A 14,507-nucleotide genomic window follows, 5' to 3' on the forward strand; every position below is an offset into this window, starting at 1 on the left:
ACGGGGTGCGGCGGGCGCTGGGGCGGGAGCCGCGGGACTTCGCGGACTACGCGCGGGAGGCCGCCGCCACCGGAGTCTGGGACGTGTGAGCCGGCCCGCCGGGGGCGGGTCGTCGGAGCCGCCCCCGGGCGGGTGTTGATCGTGTGACGAAACCACTGTGGAGGTCGTGTCATGTCGGATCGCAAGACGGTCTGGTCGAGTGAACAGGGAATAGGCGCCCTGCCCGCGCAGCTGCGGGGCTTCGGGCTGATGCACGTCGCCATGCGGCGCGACGCCGCCCGGCTGAGGGCGGCGGCCGCCCGGAGCGCGTCCCCGGCGGCGCTGGCGGACTGGTTCGGGCGGCTGCGGGCCGTGATCGACTGGCACCACCACAGTGAGGACGAGATCCTCTGGCCGTACCTGCGCCGGCAGGTGGCCGGCTTCGACGGCGGCGGCGTGCTGGAGCAGGACCACGAGGAGCTCGAGCGGGCCATGGGCCGGGTGGCGCAGCTGCTCGGCGCCGGCCGCGGCACCGAACTCCCCGCGGCTGCGGCCGGGTTCGAGGAGCTGATCCGCGAACACCTGGGCCACGAGGAGCCGGTGGTCTTCCCCGCGCTCGCGGACCTCCCGGTCGACGAGTACCTGCGGGTGGAGCGCCGGATCATCCAGAGCGCCCCGACGCAGGTGATGACGTACCTGCAGCCGTGGATGTTCGACGGTGCCGACCAGGCCTCCGTGCGGGCCGTCTCGGCGACCATCCCGGCCCCGGTGCGGCTGCTCGGCCGCACCGTCCTGGAGCGCCGCTACCGGCGCGTCCTCGCCCCGGTGCTCTGAGACCCGGGGGCGTCCGGGAGGCGTGGCCGTGGTGGTCGCGGAGGCGTGCCACCGGGGCGCAACCGGCCGCAAGCGCCGTGCCGGGTGGTGCCGTTCCGGTTGTCGCGGTTCCGTTGCGCGCCGAACCGCACGGTGGGGGGTGTCGTGGTTTCCGCTGTTTCGCCGGTGCCGCCCCCGCGGGCCGGGTGAGTGAAGGGTTCCTGTGATGCGTTCGGATCAGACGTCGGCGCCGCTGTCCTACCCGTCCCCGACGGCCATCGGCCGACTCGGCCAGGGAGCCCCGGTGCACGGCGTGCCCGGCGGTCCGAGCCGCGCCACCGGGCCGGTCCTGGTGGCTGCGACGATCGCCATGGGCCTGATGGCGGGCCTGTTCTTCGCCTTCGACGTGTCCGTGATGCCGGGCCTGGCGGCCGGCGACGACCGGACGTACGTGACGGCGATGCAGCACATCAACAAGTCGATCGAGAACGGCATGTTCGGCCTGGTCTTCGTCGGCGCCTTCCTGGCGACGGGCGTGGCGGCCTGGCTGCAGCACAAGGCCGGCCGGCGCCAGGCGGCGCTGTGGGCGGCCGGGGCGACCCTGCTGTACGTGGTGGCGCTGATGGTGACGATGGGCGTCAACATCCCGCTCAACAACCAGCTCGCGGCGGCCGGAGACCCGGCGAAGATCAGCGACTTCGCCTCGGTGCGGGACAAGTTCGAGGGCACCTGGGTCGCCTCCAACATGCTCCGGACGCTGCTCTGCACGGCCGGCCTGGCCGCGCTGACCCGGGCGCTGGTCCTGCACGGGCGGTTCGGCCGCGCCGGGCGCTGAGCCGCCAGGACCGCGCCCCCGGAGGGCCCGGCACGCCGTCACCGGTGTGCCGGGCCCGTCCGCGTGCCGGGGTGCCGGGGTGCCGCGGTGCCGGGGGCGCAGCTGCCCCCGGTCCGGCCCGTCGCCGGCCCCGTTCCGCGGGGCGCTGCACGCGGCGGATGCGCCGGGGCGTGCGCCGGTGCGCCGGGCCGGTGCCTTCGGTCAAGTCTCCTGGGGCGTCCTGGACTTGGCGATTCCGGGGGTGTGGGTGGAGCATGGGCGGGCCCCGGTCGTCGCGGCGCGTCCGCGCCCACGCCGCCGGGGCGTTCACCGGTCGAGTGTCGGTGTGCCGGAAGGGGGCGAGGTCGATGGGACCAGTGGTGCGTCCGTTCGTGGTCCGGGGGAGAGCGGTTCCCCTGGCCAGGTACCTGGCGGAGGAGGACATCGAGGGACTGGTGGCGTGCTCGTGCATCGGGAACGAGGTCACGATCGACCTCGCGGACACCCGGATCCTGGTCACCCTGGCCGAGGTGAACGGGATGGTGCGGCTCAACTTCGACATGGTCCAGGACGGCCCGGCCAAGGCCCGCTCGTGGTCCCGGCGGCTGCCGGCCGGCTCCGGCCCCGGTGAGCTCGCCGGGCGCATAGCCCTGGACGTCCGCACGCTCGTTCGGGAGCTGGCCCCGCTGCGGCGCAACCCGCCGCGCGGTCCGGAATCCGGGGTGCCCCGGCCACGGACCGGTCCGGGGTCCTGACCGGTCCGCGGCACCGAGCGGGGGCGGGCCCGCCAGCACGACCGCGCCGCCGGGCCCGCCCCCGCTCAGTGCCTGCCGCCCGGGATCAGAGCGTCACCAGCCAGGACAGGCTGGCGGTCAGGTTCTCCCGCAGGTCCGGGTCGGCCACCGCCGGCGTGGGGTCGGTGGCGACGGCGGTCAGCAGGTACGGGAGCCGGGGGAACGGGCGGTGCGCCGACGGCCGGACGGCGGCGAGGTCCAGGGTGGTGCGCCCGCGGAGCTCGGTCAGCTCGCGCCCGTCCAGGTACCAGCGCAGGCGGGTGCCCGTGACGGGCAGGTCGACGGACAGGTGGTCGGCCGCGGTGAGCCAGGTGTCGGTCGGCGTGGCGCTGGTCAGCGGGGTGGCGTGGCGGTAGAAGCCGGCGATCATCGCCTCCCGCCCGGGCAGGTTGAACTCCCGGCCGAGCGACCGCATGATCGAGTTCTCGGTCGGCCGGTACAGCCCCGCCGGGTAGTAGCCGCCGCCCTCGTAGGTGCCGACCGTCCCGCCGTCGGGGGAGGTCCGGCCGAGCCAGCGCGACCACTTGGTGCCCTGTTCGCGCATCCGGTCGGCGGTGAGCGTGCTGATGTTGGCCTCGGCCGGTTCGGCGCCCTGGTACGTCCCCTGGCCGTCGTAGGCGTACTCGTCGGCGAGCTTGCCCAGGGAGTGGCCGGTCTCGTGCACCGCGATCTGCCCGGACCTGGCGTTGCCGCCGGCCACCGTCGCGATCCCCTCGTAGCCGAGCGGGGAGGTGAGGTCGTTGTAGCCCGCTCCGCCGTACTTGGCGCTGTTGGCCACCACGAGGACCAGGTCGGCCTGCGGCGCCTTGGCCGCGTAGCGGTCGACGGCCTTGTCGTCCACGCAGAGCAGCCGTTCGACGCCGTCGCACCAGAAGTACGCGCCGAGCGCGGTGTGCCGCACGGTGCCCTGGTCCGGATCGCCGGAGACGCCCGACTCCGGCGAGACGGCGGAGACCGCCCAGACGTTGAACAGCCCGCGGTACGTGGCGTAGGGCTCGACGGCGGTGATCTCCCGCCACTTCTCGGCGGCGTCGGCGCGGAACCTGTCCTGTTCCTCGGCGGTGTAGCCGTCCCCGATCACCACCACGTCCAGCTTGTCGGCCGGAGCGCCGTTGCGGACGAGTGCGGTGACGTCGCCGTCACCCTTCAGCGGTGCGATACCCGGGGCCGGGGGCGCGGTGAAGGGGGAGGCGCCGGGGACGGTCGTCCGCGAGATGGTGCCGTCCTCGGTGAACGCCTCCACCTGGTGGCGGGTGGCGGTGGGCGGGTTGGGTGCGGGCGGCGCCGCCGGTGCGGCCAGTGCCGGGGTGGCGCCGAGGAGCGCGACGGCGAGCGCGGAGGCGAGCAGGGGCGCGGCGGTCCTGGTGCGGTGGGTGGGCACGGTGGTCCTCCTGGGGTGGGGTGTCGGACTCGACCATGCCCATGTCCCGGACCTGACAATCCGTCGGGGCGCGAAGGCCGAATCCGGCGCGGCCCCGATCCGGCGGGGCGGCTCGGGGCCGGCCGGGCCGGTCCCGCCCGTGCCCGGTCCGGAGGAAACCCGGACCGGGCACGGGCGGGTCGACGGGGCGGGCTCGTCAGACCGTCGCGAAGCCCCAGGCGGCGGCGGACGCGATGAGCCAGCACAGCACGCCCACGGGCATCGTCACCCAGGGGGAGAGCTCCGCCTGCACGAAGATGCTGGACCCCATCCAGGAGGTGAAGCCGATCACCGCGGGTGCGCCCCACAGGACCCCGGGGTTCTCCAGGCGCGCCAGGACGCCGCCCAGGACGGCGACGCTGGTCCCCACGCCGATCAGCAGGGCCACCAGCACCATCTCCCACCGGTCGTAGAGGGGGACGTCGGCCCGGTGGCCGTGGTACGAGGTCTCGACCACGTGGCCCAGCCAGACCTTGAGGTCCACCTCCGTGCCGGACGCCACGTCGTCGTAGAACCGCTTCCCGACGGTGTAGGTCTCGGTGCCGGAGGCCGTGTCCCGGAGCACCGAGATCTTGTACGCGGTCGAGGCCTCGCCGTCCTCCGAGAACGTCGCCGTGACCCGCCCGGTCTCCGGCTTGAGGCAGTCCACCCCCGCCGCGAGCCCCGGGCTGCCGCAGGCCGGGGCGCCCTGGTGCGCCGTCACCCGGACGCTCTCGTCGAGGAACCGGGCGAAGCCCACACCGACCACGGACAGCCCGATCAGCAGGAGCAGGCCCTGGGTCAGCACCCTGCCGACGGGCACCGGTGCACGCCGGGGCGGCCGTGGGCGCGACGGCCCGGCCGACTGCGGCCGGGCGACGGGGACGGCGGTGCGTCCCGCTTCCGGACCGGGGGCCGTCGCCAGCGCGAGCACCGGCGACGGGGCGGCCGCGGCCACCACCGGATCCGCGTCGGCCGGGGGAGGGGGCTCGCCGTCCGCCGGGTCCATCAGCCGCTGGACCTGGAGCCGCAGGACGCCCAGTTCCCGGCCGAGCGAGTCCGCCTCGCGCCGGATCTCGACGAGGTCCGACTCCCGGGTGTGGGCGAAGGCGACGGCCGCCGCGAGCCTGCGGTCCTTCTCCTCGGAGGACTCCTGCAGGCGGCGGCTGCGCGCCTCTTCGGCGGTCAGCCGCGCCGCCAACCGGGAGGCCTCCCGGACGGCCAGGGCCCGGTCCGCCAGGCGGCCGCGCCGCTCGTCGTCCCGCTCCCTGGTCAGTACCGTGACCTCGTGCCGGAGCTGTTCGGTGACCTCCTGCAGGTAGACGACCTGCACGGCGGGCAGCGGGCTCTCGCGTAGCTCCGTCAGGCGCAGCTCGTGCAGGGTGCCGAGGCGGCCCGGGGGCAGGGGGACGCCGTGCCGCTCCAGGGCGGCGAGGAAGGCGTCGACGAAGTCGCGCGGGGCGATCGCCGTGCCCGACAGGTAGGACGAGACCTCCTCCGGTGAGCGGCCGCTCTCCTGCGCCAGCTGCTCCAGGGTGACGTCACGGTGGAGCCGCCCCCGGGCGAAGGCGGCTGCCAGGGCCGTGGCGAACGGCGACCGGTGGGCGGCGTTGCGGGTGAAGGCGAACAGGTTTGCGGAATCGGTGCCGAGCTGGTTGGGCGGCGGCAGTGCCCGCTGCCTCAGCCGGTCCTGAAGGTGCGGGTACAGGGCGCCGAGGGTGAGCCAGACGGGCCCGCCGGGCATGCCGTCCCGGATCAGCTCCAGCAGCGTCCCGGTGAAGGAGGTGGTCGCCTCGGCCTGCTCGCTCAGCGGGACGACGTGGGCGGCCCGGTCGCTGGCGACGAGGATGTACGCCCCGCGGATGTGTGCGGCCCCGGCCGGGTCAGCCCCCGCGGCCAGCGCCTCGATGGCGCGGCCCGAGTAGCAGCAGTCCAGCACCACGACCTTGACCTTGGCCGGACTGTCCAGGAACACCTCGCGGACCCGGTCGTACACCAGTCCGCCCGCGTCGGGGTGATCGGGGTTGGTGTCCGTCAGCGTGAGGCAGAGCTGGCCGCGCGGCAGGATCACACCGTGCCCGACGTAGTAGAGCAGCAGCACTCCGCGGGTCTCCCGGGCCAGTTCGCGCAGCTGCGGGAGCAGCTCGCGGATGTCGCTGGGATCGGGGATGGCGGTGATCCGGTCCGGCGGCCAGCCGCACAGCCGGGGGTCGGTCAGCACCTGCTCCACGGCGGTCAGGCTGTTGAGGGCGGCCGGCAGCGGCTGGAAGCCGCTGCGCCGGTAGGTGCCCGTACCGATCAGGATCGCGCGGGAGTTCGCGAAGTCGGGTGGCTCGGGTCGGTCAGTCATCGCCGCCGCTCAGCACCTCGCGCAGGAGCGGGGTGACGTCCTCGGGCTTGAGCCCCCGGACGTCCAGCGTGACCGTGCGGGCCGGGGTCGTGACGGTGACCGTCACGTCCGTGCGACGGGTCCGCAGCCAGGTCGAGAGCGATCCGGCGAGGACGGCGCCCGCGCCCCCGCTGCCCAGTGCCACCTCCAGCACCTCGACGGCCCCGCCCAGTTCGCCCTCGGCGGGTGCCGTCGGCACCGCCCGGACCAGCCCGACCAGTTCGCGCTCGTGGCGCAGCCACTCCCACAGCTCGGCCGTCTCCCGGACCTCGTCGCCGCCCGTGACCGCTATGCGTGCGTCCATGTTCTCCCCACCTGCTCCACCGGTGTCCGACGTGACCCGGGCCCGTCCCGGGCACGGAGGGGATGATGCCAGGACGGCGCCTCCGATGTGGTCGACTCGGCCCTTTTGCGGCGGAATCGCGCAGGCGCACGGAACGGTGCCAGCGGCGGTGCGAACGGCCGTGCGACGGACGGGTTTCGGCCGTTCCCGGCCCGGGCGGGGCGCCCCAGCCGTCCGTCCAGCGGCGTTCCGCCCCGGAGGTGAGCCGGCGGCGGGCCGAACCGGCTGTCCGGGGCGGGTCGGGTGCATTTCCCGCCGTCATATGCTCCCCGGTGCGCCGGATCCCTAGAGTCGCCGCAGACAGAGCGCCGGACGGGGACCTGGCCCCGCCCGGCGCGCCCGCGCGCTCCACCGACCACGAGGGCGGACCACGTGAACAACCGGATCAGGAACAGGATCGCCGGCAGCCTGGCGGCCGCCGCCACCGTCGCGGCCCTGGGCCTCGCGGCGGCCCCGGCCGCTCAGGCGCAGACCGCCGCGCCGGCCTCGCTGCAGAGCGTCAACTGCAGCACCGGGACCTTCGGCACCTCAGGGAACCAGCAGTACTTCAACATCTCCTGCTCGGCCACCGGGACCACCAAGTGGTGGGTCAACGTGAGCTGTTCGGACGGATCGACCCGCACCGTCGGCCCGTACACCACCTTCCTGAACGTGCGCGTCTTCTGCCCGCCGAACACCAACGCGCTGCGTGGCTGGGTGAGTTACACGAACTGAACCGACTCGACCGCCTGGACCGCCTGAACCGCCTGGACCGCCTGGGCCGACGGAACCGCGTCCCGGCGGCCGCGCCGGACCGGCCGACGGCCCAGCACACCGATCGGTGCGCCGGGCCGTCCACCGGGTCCCGTCGTGCGACCCGTTGGCCTCCGTCAGGAGGTCAGGAGGTGGTGAGGGAGGTGTCGTCGACCACGAAGCTGGTCTGGAGGGAGGAGTCCTCGACGCCGTTGAACTTCACGGTGACGCTCTGGCCCGCGTAGGACGAGAGGTCGAAGGTGCGCAGCTGGTAGCCGGCCGCGGCGTCCACGTTGCTGTAGGTCTTCAGCGCGGTGCCGTTGGCCGAGACGGTCAGCTTGTCGTACACGGTGCTGCCGGTCTCGGCGGTGTCGATGTGGAGCCAGAAGCTCAGCGTCGCCTTGCAGCCGGCCGGGACGGTGACGGTCTGGGCGAGCGAGTCGGTGTGGCTGGAGCCGTAGCCGTTCAGCCAGGCCTTCCAGGAGCCGCCGTGGGCCGCCTGCGAGGAGCTGTTGTCGACGACGCCGGCGGTGGCCGTCCACGGGGAGGCGCTGCCGGTCTCGAAGCCGGGGTTGCCGAGCAGCTGGGTGCCGGTGCAGCCGCCGCCGGTGCCGGTGACCGTCCAGCCGAAGGTGGTCGAGCCGCCGGCACCGGTGGTGTCGGTGGCGGTGACGGTCACGGTGGAGTTGCCGGCGCTGCTCGGGGTGCCGGTGATCAGACCGGTGGAGGCGTTGATCGCGAGGCCGGCGGGCAGGCCGCTGGCGCCGTACGTGAGGGTCTGGCCGGAGGCCGAGTCGGTGGCGTGGATCTGCAGGCTGACGGCGGAGCCCTGGGAGGTGCTCTGGTTGCCGGGGTTGGTGACGGTGACGGTGTTCCCGCCGCCGCTGCCGCCGTTGGTGAAGGCGGCGGTGCCGTTGGGGGTGCCGAGGCCGGTCGGGCCGTCGTAGCCGCTGCCGGCGGTGCACAGGTACGACGGGGAGCAGCTGCCGTTGGCGCCGCTGGTCACGTCGTAGAGCGACGCGGTGTGGGCGTAGGGGTAGGAGGCCGGGGTGGTGCCGGCGGCCGGGGTGCCCGCGAGGGCGTAGACCGCGGCGATGATCGGCGAGGAGGCGCTGGTGCCGCCGTAGACGTTCCAGCCGGAGCCGCCGTAGGTCTGGTAGACGGCGACGCCGGTGGCCGGGTCGGCGACGGCGGAGACGTCGGCGACGGTGCGCTTGCCGCAGCCGGTGTCCTTCTGCCAGCTGGGCTTGGGGTCGTAGGCGGAGCAGCCCGAGCCGGCGCCGTTGCCGCCCGAGGTGCTGCCCCAGACCTTCTCGCTCCAACCACGGCTGGTGGAGGCCCGGTTGAGGCTGGTGCCGCCGACGGCGGTGACGTACTGGGAGGCGGCGGGGTACTCGACGCCGTAGCCGGAGTCACCGGAGGAGACGGTGATGGCGACGCCCGGGTGGTTGAAGTAGCTGGAGTCGGAGCTCGGGTCGGTCGAGTCCTCCGAGCCGCCGTAGCTGTTGGAGACGTACTTGGCGCCCATCGAGACGGCGGTGTTGACGGCGGCGCCGAGGTTGTCCATGGAGGCGTCGTCGGACTCGACCAGCAGGATGTGGCAGTTGGGGCAGACCGCACTCACCATGTCGACGTCGAGGGAGATCTCGCCGGCCCAGCCGCTGTCGGCGGTCGGGTAGCTGGTCCCGCCGCGCTGGTCGACCTTCCGGAAGCAGCCGTTGGCGGTGGTGCAGGCCGGCAGGCCGTACTGGGAGCGGTAGGCGGCGAGGTCGGACTCGGCGTTCGGGTCGTCCTGGGCGTCCACGATGGCGACGGTGGCGCCGGACCCGGCCGAGGTGGGCAGGTTGTACGCGGCGGCGAGGTCGGTGGGGCCGTAGCCGGAGGGGTTGATGTCCGGCGCCAGGGAGGCCTGCTGGGGCAGGTCGGTGCGGGCGAGGGCCAGACAGGCCATCTGGCCGGGGCGGGTCGGGGCGGCGCAGAGCCGCTTGGTGGCGACGCCGGAGTGCGCGGGACCGCTCGCGGGCGCCGAGGCGGTGGCCGTGGGGGCGGTGACCGCGAGCAGGCCGGTGGCGGCCATCGCCAGGGCGGGCAGGGCGGCGAGCAGTCCGCGGGCCCGGTGCGGGCGCGGGCTGCCGGGGGAGTGGAAGCGCAAGAGTCGACCCTCCGTGGGGGGTGGGAGCGCGGGCCGGTGCCGGCATGGGGTTCGCCGGGTACGGGCTCGGACCCGTGCTGACGGGATCTCGGCACGTGCTGGCCGGGCTGCGGCGGTGGCCGCGGGCTCGGCGGTGTGCTCGCGCTGTACAGAGGTGGGGGCGCCCCCAGGAGTGGAACCTCAGGTTCATGACATGCGACGGCACGTCAGGAAGCGCACCACTTCACGGCGTTGCCGAGTGGCGTGGCCATGAGGTTAACGACGGGCCGACGGCGGCTACAAGGCGCTGCCCGCCGCCTTTACCGGGCCTTGCCCATCAATTTCCGAGCGGCAGAGACGACGCGGGCCCGCTGCCCCGCCGCGGCCGCCGGGAACCCCCCGACCGGGCCCGGGGATGTTCGGGCGCGGTAGATTCCCGGCCATGACGACCACCGACCCGACCGCTGCCGACCCGACGTCCAACTTCCCTTCGGGCGGGGGAGCTTCGAGCGACGGCTCTTCGCGTACCGGCCCTGCGGGCGCCGATCCGACGGCCGCCGGCCCGCTGAGCCCGGTCTCCCGCACCGCGCTGGCCGTCGCCCTGGTGCGCGCCTACGAGAGCTCCCGCCCCGACCCGCTGTTCGTCGACCGCTACGCCGCCGCCTTCGTCGAGGCCTCCGCCGTGCCGGTGCCCACCGCGGGCCCCGACAGCCCCTTCGCGCGCCGGCTGGTCGTCCACGGGATCCTGCGCACCCGTTTCTACGACGACCGCCTGCGCGCGGCGGGCACGGACCAGGTCGTCCTGCTCGCGGCGGGCCTCGACGCCCGCGCCTACCGGATCGACTGGCCGGCCGGCACCAGGCTGTTCGAGCTCGACCTCGCCCCCGTCCTCGCCTTCAAGCAGCAGGTCCTCGACGGGCTCGGCGCCGCCCCCGCCTGCGAGCGCACCACCCTGCCCGGCGACCTGCTGGACGGGGAGTGGCCGCGCCGCCTCGTCGAGGCCGGCTTCGACCCGCAACGGCCCACCGCCTGGCTGGCGGAGGGCCTGCTGGTCTACCTCACCGCGGAGGAGGCCGCCGGCCTGCTCGGCGCCGTCGGGGAGCTCTCCGCGCCGGGCAGCCGGCTGCTGCTGGAGAAGGGCCGGGACGTCGCGAGCACCCCGCAGGACCCCTCGCTCGCCCACATCACCGACCTCTGGCAGGGCGGGCTCGGAACCGGTACCCACGAGTGGCTCGACGCCCACGGCTGGAGCACCCGGGTCACCCTGCTCGACGAGGTGGCGGCCGGTCTCGGCCGGCCGTTCCCGGCCGGCTCCGGGCCCACCACGAGCGGTTTCGTGGAGGCCGTCCGGACGCCCTGACCCCGCCCGCTCGGCCTGCTCCGGCGGAGCCCTTGGACGCCCCGTCGGAGCCTCGGGTGCCTCGGGCGGGCCCTTCGGGCCCTGACAGGCCGTGACAGGCCCTGACAGGCCGTGACAGGCCGTGACAGGCCCTGACAGGCCCGTCCTGACAGGGCCTCAGGCGCGGTCCAGCTCGGCGTTCGCCCGGTCGGTGACCAGGGTCAGGACCCGGCCCGCGACCGCCAGGTCCTCCGGCGGGATGCCGTCGTACAGGCGGGCGGAGACCTCGGCGGTCTCGGCGGCCGCGCGCTCGTACCGCTCGAGCCCGGCGGCCGTGAGCCGCACCCGGGAGGCGTCCGCCGGGTCCTGCTCCAGCAGGCCGGCGGCGGCCGCCTCCTCGACGACGCCGCGGACGAGGGTCTCGTCGGTCTTCAGCGAACCGGCGACGTCCGCGACGAGCTCGTCCCGGCCGATGGAGCCGGTGGTGACGGAGCCGGTGGTGACGGAGCCGGGGCCGACGGGGATGCTGTCGACGGAACCGCCGACGACGACGGCCCGGAACAGCACGTTCTGGTGGAAGGTGAGGCCGTGCCGGTCCAGCACGCCCTCCAGGACGGCGCGCGCGGCGTGGTGCGCCAGGGCGACGACCCGGCCGTTGGCGGCGGGGGTGGTGGCGGGGGTCGGGGTGGGGGTCGGGGTGGGGGTCATGACTGCTCCTTCTCGGTGGTCGGCTCGGGCGGGCCGGGCGGATCGAGCGCGGTGGGCGGATCGAGCGGTACGTCCAGCAGGGTCGCCAGCTCGCTGGTGAACTGTCGTGCGCGCGAGCTGTCCTGACCTCCGAACGGCTCCAGGAGCCGCTCCAGCAGGCCCTGGACCACCGCGATCGCGCGGCCGGTGACCTCCAGCCCGTCCCCGGTCAGCGACAGCTGCACGGCGCGCGGGTCGTCCGGGTCGCGGGTGCGGGCGAGGAGCCCGGCGGACTCGAGGGCACGGGCGAGCTTGGAGACGTAGAGCGCCTCCAGGCCGGTGTGGTCGGCCAGTTGGCGCTGGCTGGGCCGCAGCCCGGAGCGGTGCATGCCGTGGAGCGAGGCCATCAGGGCGTACTGGGCGTGGGTCAGACCCAGGGTTGCGACCGCTCGGTCGACGGCCACCCGCCACTTCGTCGACAGGCGCCAGACCAGGAATCCCGCGGTCGCGCGTTCGGGTGCTGAACTCATGTCAGATACCGTACATGGCTACTATGTCCATGGCTACTATCTTCCCGGACGGAGGCGTCCGAGCCGGGGAACCAGATCCAGGCCCTCCCGGGGGACGCCTCCCGAGCTACCCCTCGCCGGCGGCCGGAGGCTCCGCCACGGCAGGAGTCCCGCCTGCGGCCTCGCCGACGGCCGGAGCCTCGACCACGGCGGAGGCCAGCAGCCGGACGTCGTACTCCGTCCAGCAGTCGGAGATCTCGACACCGACCTCGCTCCCGCACCCGGCGCACACGCGGTTCGGGCCGTCGATCCCGTCGAGCCGGCAGCACCCGTAACTCCGGCCCGACACTTCGGTCGGGTGCAGCAGCCCACCGTCCCCGGGATTGAGCACCAGGGCGGCGTCACTGCCGTCCAGCATCCGGCGGGGTTCCGGGTCGGACGCGTAGAACCCCGCCGGGACCGTCGACGGCCCGTAGGTGTAGTGGTCCCGCCCCTTCACCCTCGGCAGCGGGACCCACTCGCGGCGCCGAAGGGGCGGCGACAACGGGGCATCGCACTGTCGGCACCTGAACACGACGAGCACGCTCCTCCTCCTCTCGGCGCGCGGTGACCGGGCGCTCCGGAAGGCCGCTCCGCCGACGTGCCCCGAGCCTACGGTGCATGTCAAACGGGTTCCGGCCGCGGCCGTCAGCGGACGGGAGGAGGCCGATGCCCCGGCCGGGCCGACGTCATGACGCGTCGTCCGCGTCGTCCGCGTCGTCCGCGCCGTCCGCGTGGCCCGTGCCGCCCGCGCTGGCCGTGCCGCCCGCGCCGTCGGCACTGTCAGAGCTGCCGGCGCGCCGCGGCGCGGGGCGGGTGTCAGCGAGCGGCGCGGGTGGCGAGGGCGCGGGCGTGCTCGGCCAGCTGCTGCGGGCACTCCAGCGGCAGCATGTGGCCGGCGTCGGCGATGGTGTGCAGCGTCGCCTGCGGGAGGTGCTGCTGGAGGGTGCGGCTGTGGGACGGGTCGACGATCTTGTCCAGGGTGCCGGTGACCACCGTGGTCGGCGTGTCGATCCGGGGGAGCCCGTCGCGCTGGTCCATGTCCTGCGTGGAGGCGAAGAAGGCGGCGCGGATCGCCGGCCGGGTGGTGGCGAACAGGTGCCGGCTCCGCTCGCGGGCCTCGAACGTCGCGGCCGGGCCGTGGGTCTTCCCGAGGAGCCTGCGGCCGAGCCACCCGATGCCGAGCGCCCGGCTGAACTTCTTGGAGCCCATCATGCTGACCTCGTTGGCCGGCGTCTCCTGGCCGTGGGCGGCGGTCGAGGCCAGCACCAGGCCCACCAGCCGGTCGGCGGCCGTCTCCGGCTGCTCGGCGTGCAGGCGCGCGGCGTACGCGAGCGCGGCGTAGCCGCCGCCCGAGTGGCCGACCACCACGACCGGGCGGGTCCCGGCGACGGCGTCCACCACCGCGCCGAGGTCCTGGGCGAGCCGCTCGATCGAGACGCTCCCGCTCTCGCCCGTCGACGTCGCGTGGCCGCGCTGGTCGTAACTGGCCACCGTGTGGCCGGCGCCGGCGAGGAGGGTCGCCGTGGTGTGCCAGACGGCGCGGCTCGCCGCCCAACCGTGGGCGAGCACGATCACCGGGCCCGCGTCCGGCGTCCCGGTCGCCTCGTCCCGCCCACCGGTCGCCTCGCCCTGCGCCGGCTCCCCGGCCGGGCGGTGCAGCGCGACGGTCAGCAGGGCACCGTCGTCGGTGCGGACGGTGAGGTCCGTGATCGCGACGGGGCGCGGGTCGGCGGGCAGGGCCGCGAGCCGCACCGGGGCCGAGCCCTGGGCCGTCCGGGCCTCCCGGAGCTTCCGGACCGGAGGGTGAGTGGTGGTCATCGGGCTCCTCCTGCGGCGGTGGTGAGGTGGGTGTTGAGGTGCTTGAAGGCGTTGTGGGTGGCGCTGGAGTGCTGGGCGGGGATGTCGGCGACCTTGGCGAGGAGCTTCAGCCAGCCGTGGGGGCTGGCGGTGAAGGTCATGGTGAGGCGGGTCTTGGTGTCGTCCTCGGTGGGGGTGAGGGTGAAGGTCGCCTGGCCGCGGAAGGCGCCGTCGGTGTAGTCCGCGGCGTAGTGCTCCCCGGGGGTGATGCGGGTCGTGGTCGCGGTGAACCGGAGCTTGGGGCCGCCCTTGTCGACGCCCTTGGTGTGGACGGTGACGAGGGTGGTGCCGCCCACGTGCTCGGGGCCGGTGCTGCCGGGCTCGAAGGTGTTGTGCGGGGTCCACCAGGTGGCGGCGCCGTTGAGTTCGGCGATGAGGGCCTTCCAGACCTGGGGGGCGGGGGCGTTGATGACGGCTTCGTCGACGAGGTCGTAGGCGTGCACGGGGCGGACTCCATCCGGGGGAGGGATTCGGGGGTGCGGTGCGGGAGGCCCGCAGATGGGCGGGCCTCCTGATCGCCGCGTGGTGCTGGGTCTCGGTGGCCGGCTGTGTTCCGACTCTTCCGTTGGTCTTGGTTGTTTTGGTGGTTTTGGTGTGTGGGGTGGTTAGGGGTGGGTGTGGGTGGTGGTTTGGTAGTTGGTGAGGTCGAGGTGGCGGGTTTGGTTTTTGAAGCGGTAGG

At 74.5% G+C, this 14,507-nt stretch carries 14 protein-coding genes and 1 pseudogene; 6 read left to right on the forward strand and 9 right to left on the reverse strand.

The annotated features are described in order from the left end of the window. From ACFYUY_RS39855 to ACFYUY_RS39870, 4 genes and pseudogenes are all read left to right on the forward strand, one after another. Positions 1–89 (forward strand): annotated as a pseudogene (locus tag ACFYUY_RS39855) (NmrA family transcriptional regulator); the annotation flags it as partial. A gap of 82 nt (positions 90–171) precedes the next feature. Continuing rightward, complete coding sequence (locus ACFYUY_RS39860; protein WP_387908384.1) at positions 172–813, forward strand: hemerythrin domain-containing protein; 642 nt, start codon at positions 172–174, stop codon at positions 811–813. A gap of 205 nt (positions 814–1,018) precedes the next feature. Beyond that, positions 1,019–1,627 carry a DUF1772 domain-containing protein gene (locus ACFYUY_RS39865; RefSeq protein WP_387908385.1) on the forward strand — a complete coding sequence of 203 codons (609 nt, stop codon included), beginning with the start codon at positions 1,019–1,021 and terminating at the stop codon, positions 1,625–1,627. 347 nt (positions 1,628–1,974) lie between these two features. Beyond that, on the forward strand, positions 1,975–2,361 hold the full coding sequence (locus ACFYUY_RS39870; RefSeq protein ID WP_360222734.1) for a hypothetical protein: 387 nt from the start codon (positions 1,975–1,977) through the stop codon (positions 2,359–2,361). 85 nt (positions 2,362–2,446) lie between these two features. Here ACFYUY_RS39870 and ACFYUY_RS39875 read toward each other — a convergent pair whose 3' ends face one another. The 3 genes from ACFYUY_RS39875 to ACFYUY_RS39885 all read right to left on the reverse strand — a co-directional run bounded on the left by ACFYUY_RS39875 (position 2,447) and on the right by ACFYUY_RS39885 (position 6,492). Continuing rightward, positions 2,447–3,781: a M64 family metallopeptidase gene (locus ACFYUY_RS39875; protein ID WP_387908388.1), complete on the reverse strand. Its 1,335-nt coding sequence runs from the start codon at positions 3,779–3,781 to the stop codon at positions 2,447–2,449. Positions 3,782–3,977: 196 nt separating this feature from the next. Beyond that, complete coding sequence (locus tag ACFYUY_RS39880; protein ID WP_387908390.1) at positions 3,978–6,149, reverse strand: caspase domain-containing protein; 2,172 nt, start codon at positions 6,147–6,149, stop codon at positions 3,978–3,980. After that, positions 6,142–6,492: a hypothetical protein gene (locus ACFYUY_RS39885; RefSeq protein WP_360222726.1), complete on the reverse strand. Its 351-nt coding sequence runs from the start codon at positions 6,490–6,492 to the stop codon at positions 6,142–6,144. The genes ACFYUY_RS39880 and ACFYUY_RS39885 overlap by 8 nt, the downstream gene beginning before the upstream one ends. A gap of 411 nt (positions 6,493–6,903) precedes the next feature. Here ACFYUY_RS39885 and ACFYUY_RS39890 point away from each other — a divergent pair, with 411 nt between their 5' ends. Continuing rightward, complete coding sequence (locus tag ACFYUY_RS39890; RefSeq protein WP_387908393.1) at positions 6,904–7,245, forward strand: hypothetical protein; 342 nt, start codon at positions 6,904–6,906, stop codon at positions 7,243–7,245. 163 nt (positions 7,246–7,408) lie between these two features. On the opposite strand, the gene ACFYUY_RS39895 is transcribed toward ACFYUY_RS39890, so the two are convergent. Next, positions 7,409–9,340, reverse strand: coding sequence for a putative Ig domain-containing protein (locus ACFYUY_RS39895; RefSeq protein ID WP_387908407.1), 1,932 nt, complete (start codon positions 9,338–9,340; stop codon positions 7,409–7,411). A 496-nt stretch (positions 9,341–9,836) separates the two neighbouring features. Between ACFYUY_RS39895 and ACFYUY_RS39900 the strand changes: the two genes are divergently transcribed. Further along, positions 9,837–10,754, forward strand: a complete 918-nt coding sequence (locus ACFYUY_RS39900; protein WP_387908396.1) for an SAM-dependent methyltransferase — start codon at positions 9,837–9,839, stop codon at positions 10,752–10,754. Positions 10,755–10,910: 156 nt separating this feature from the next. Here ACFYUY_RS39900 and ACFYUY_RS39905 read toward each other — a convergent pair whose 3' ends face one another. From ACFYUY_RS39905 to ACFYUY_RS39925, 5 genes are all read right to left on the reverse strand, one after another. Beyond that, positions 10,911–11,441, reverse strand: a complete 531-nt coding sequence (locus tag ACFYUY_RS39905; protein ID WP_360222717.1) for a MarR family winged helix-turn-helix transcriptional regulator — start codon at positions 11,439–11,441, stop codon at positions 10,911–10,913. After that, positions 11,438–11,950 (reverse strand): MarR family winged helix-turn-helix transcriptional regulator, encoded by a 513-nt coding sequence (locus tag ACFYUY_RS39910; protein WP_387908399.1) that lies wholly within the window; start codon positions 11,948–11,950, stop codon positions 11,438–11,440. Before ACFYUY_RS39910 ends, ACFYUY_RS39905 begins: the two co-directional genes overlap by 4 nt. 106 nt (positions 11,951–12,056) lie before the next feature. Beyond that, complete coding sequence (locus ACFYUY_RS39915) at positions 12,057–12,473, reverse strand: hypothetical protein (protein ID WP_387908402.1); 417 nt, start codon at positions 12,471–12,473, stop codon at positions 12,057–12,059. A 314-nt stretch (positions 12,474–12,787) separates the two neighbouring features. Further along, positions 12,788–13,789 (reverse strand): alpha/beta fold hydrolase, encoded by a 1,002-nt coding sequence (locus ACFYUY_RS39920; protein WP_387908405.1) that lies wholly within the window; start codon positions 13,787–13,789, stop codon positions 12,788–12,790. Next, entirely contained in the window at positions 13,786–14,271 is a 486-nt protein-coding gene (locus ACFYUY_RS39925; RefSeq protein ID WP_360222706.1) for an SRPBCC family protein, read from the reverse strand. The genes ACFYUY_RS39920 and ACFYUY_RS39925 overlap by 4 nt, the downstream gene beginning before the upstream one ends. Positions 14,272–14,507 lie beyond the last annotated feature (236 nt).

This window comes from Kitasatospora sp. NPDC004745, assembly GCF_042873275.1.
Taxonomy (GTDB): domain Bacteria; phylum Actinomycetota; class Actinomycetes; order Streptomycetales; family Streptomycetaceae; genus Kitasatospora.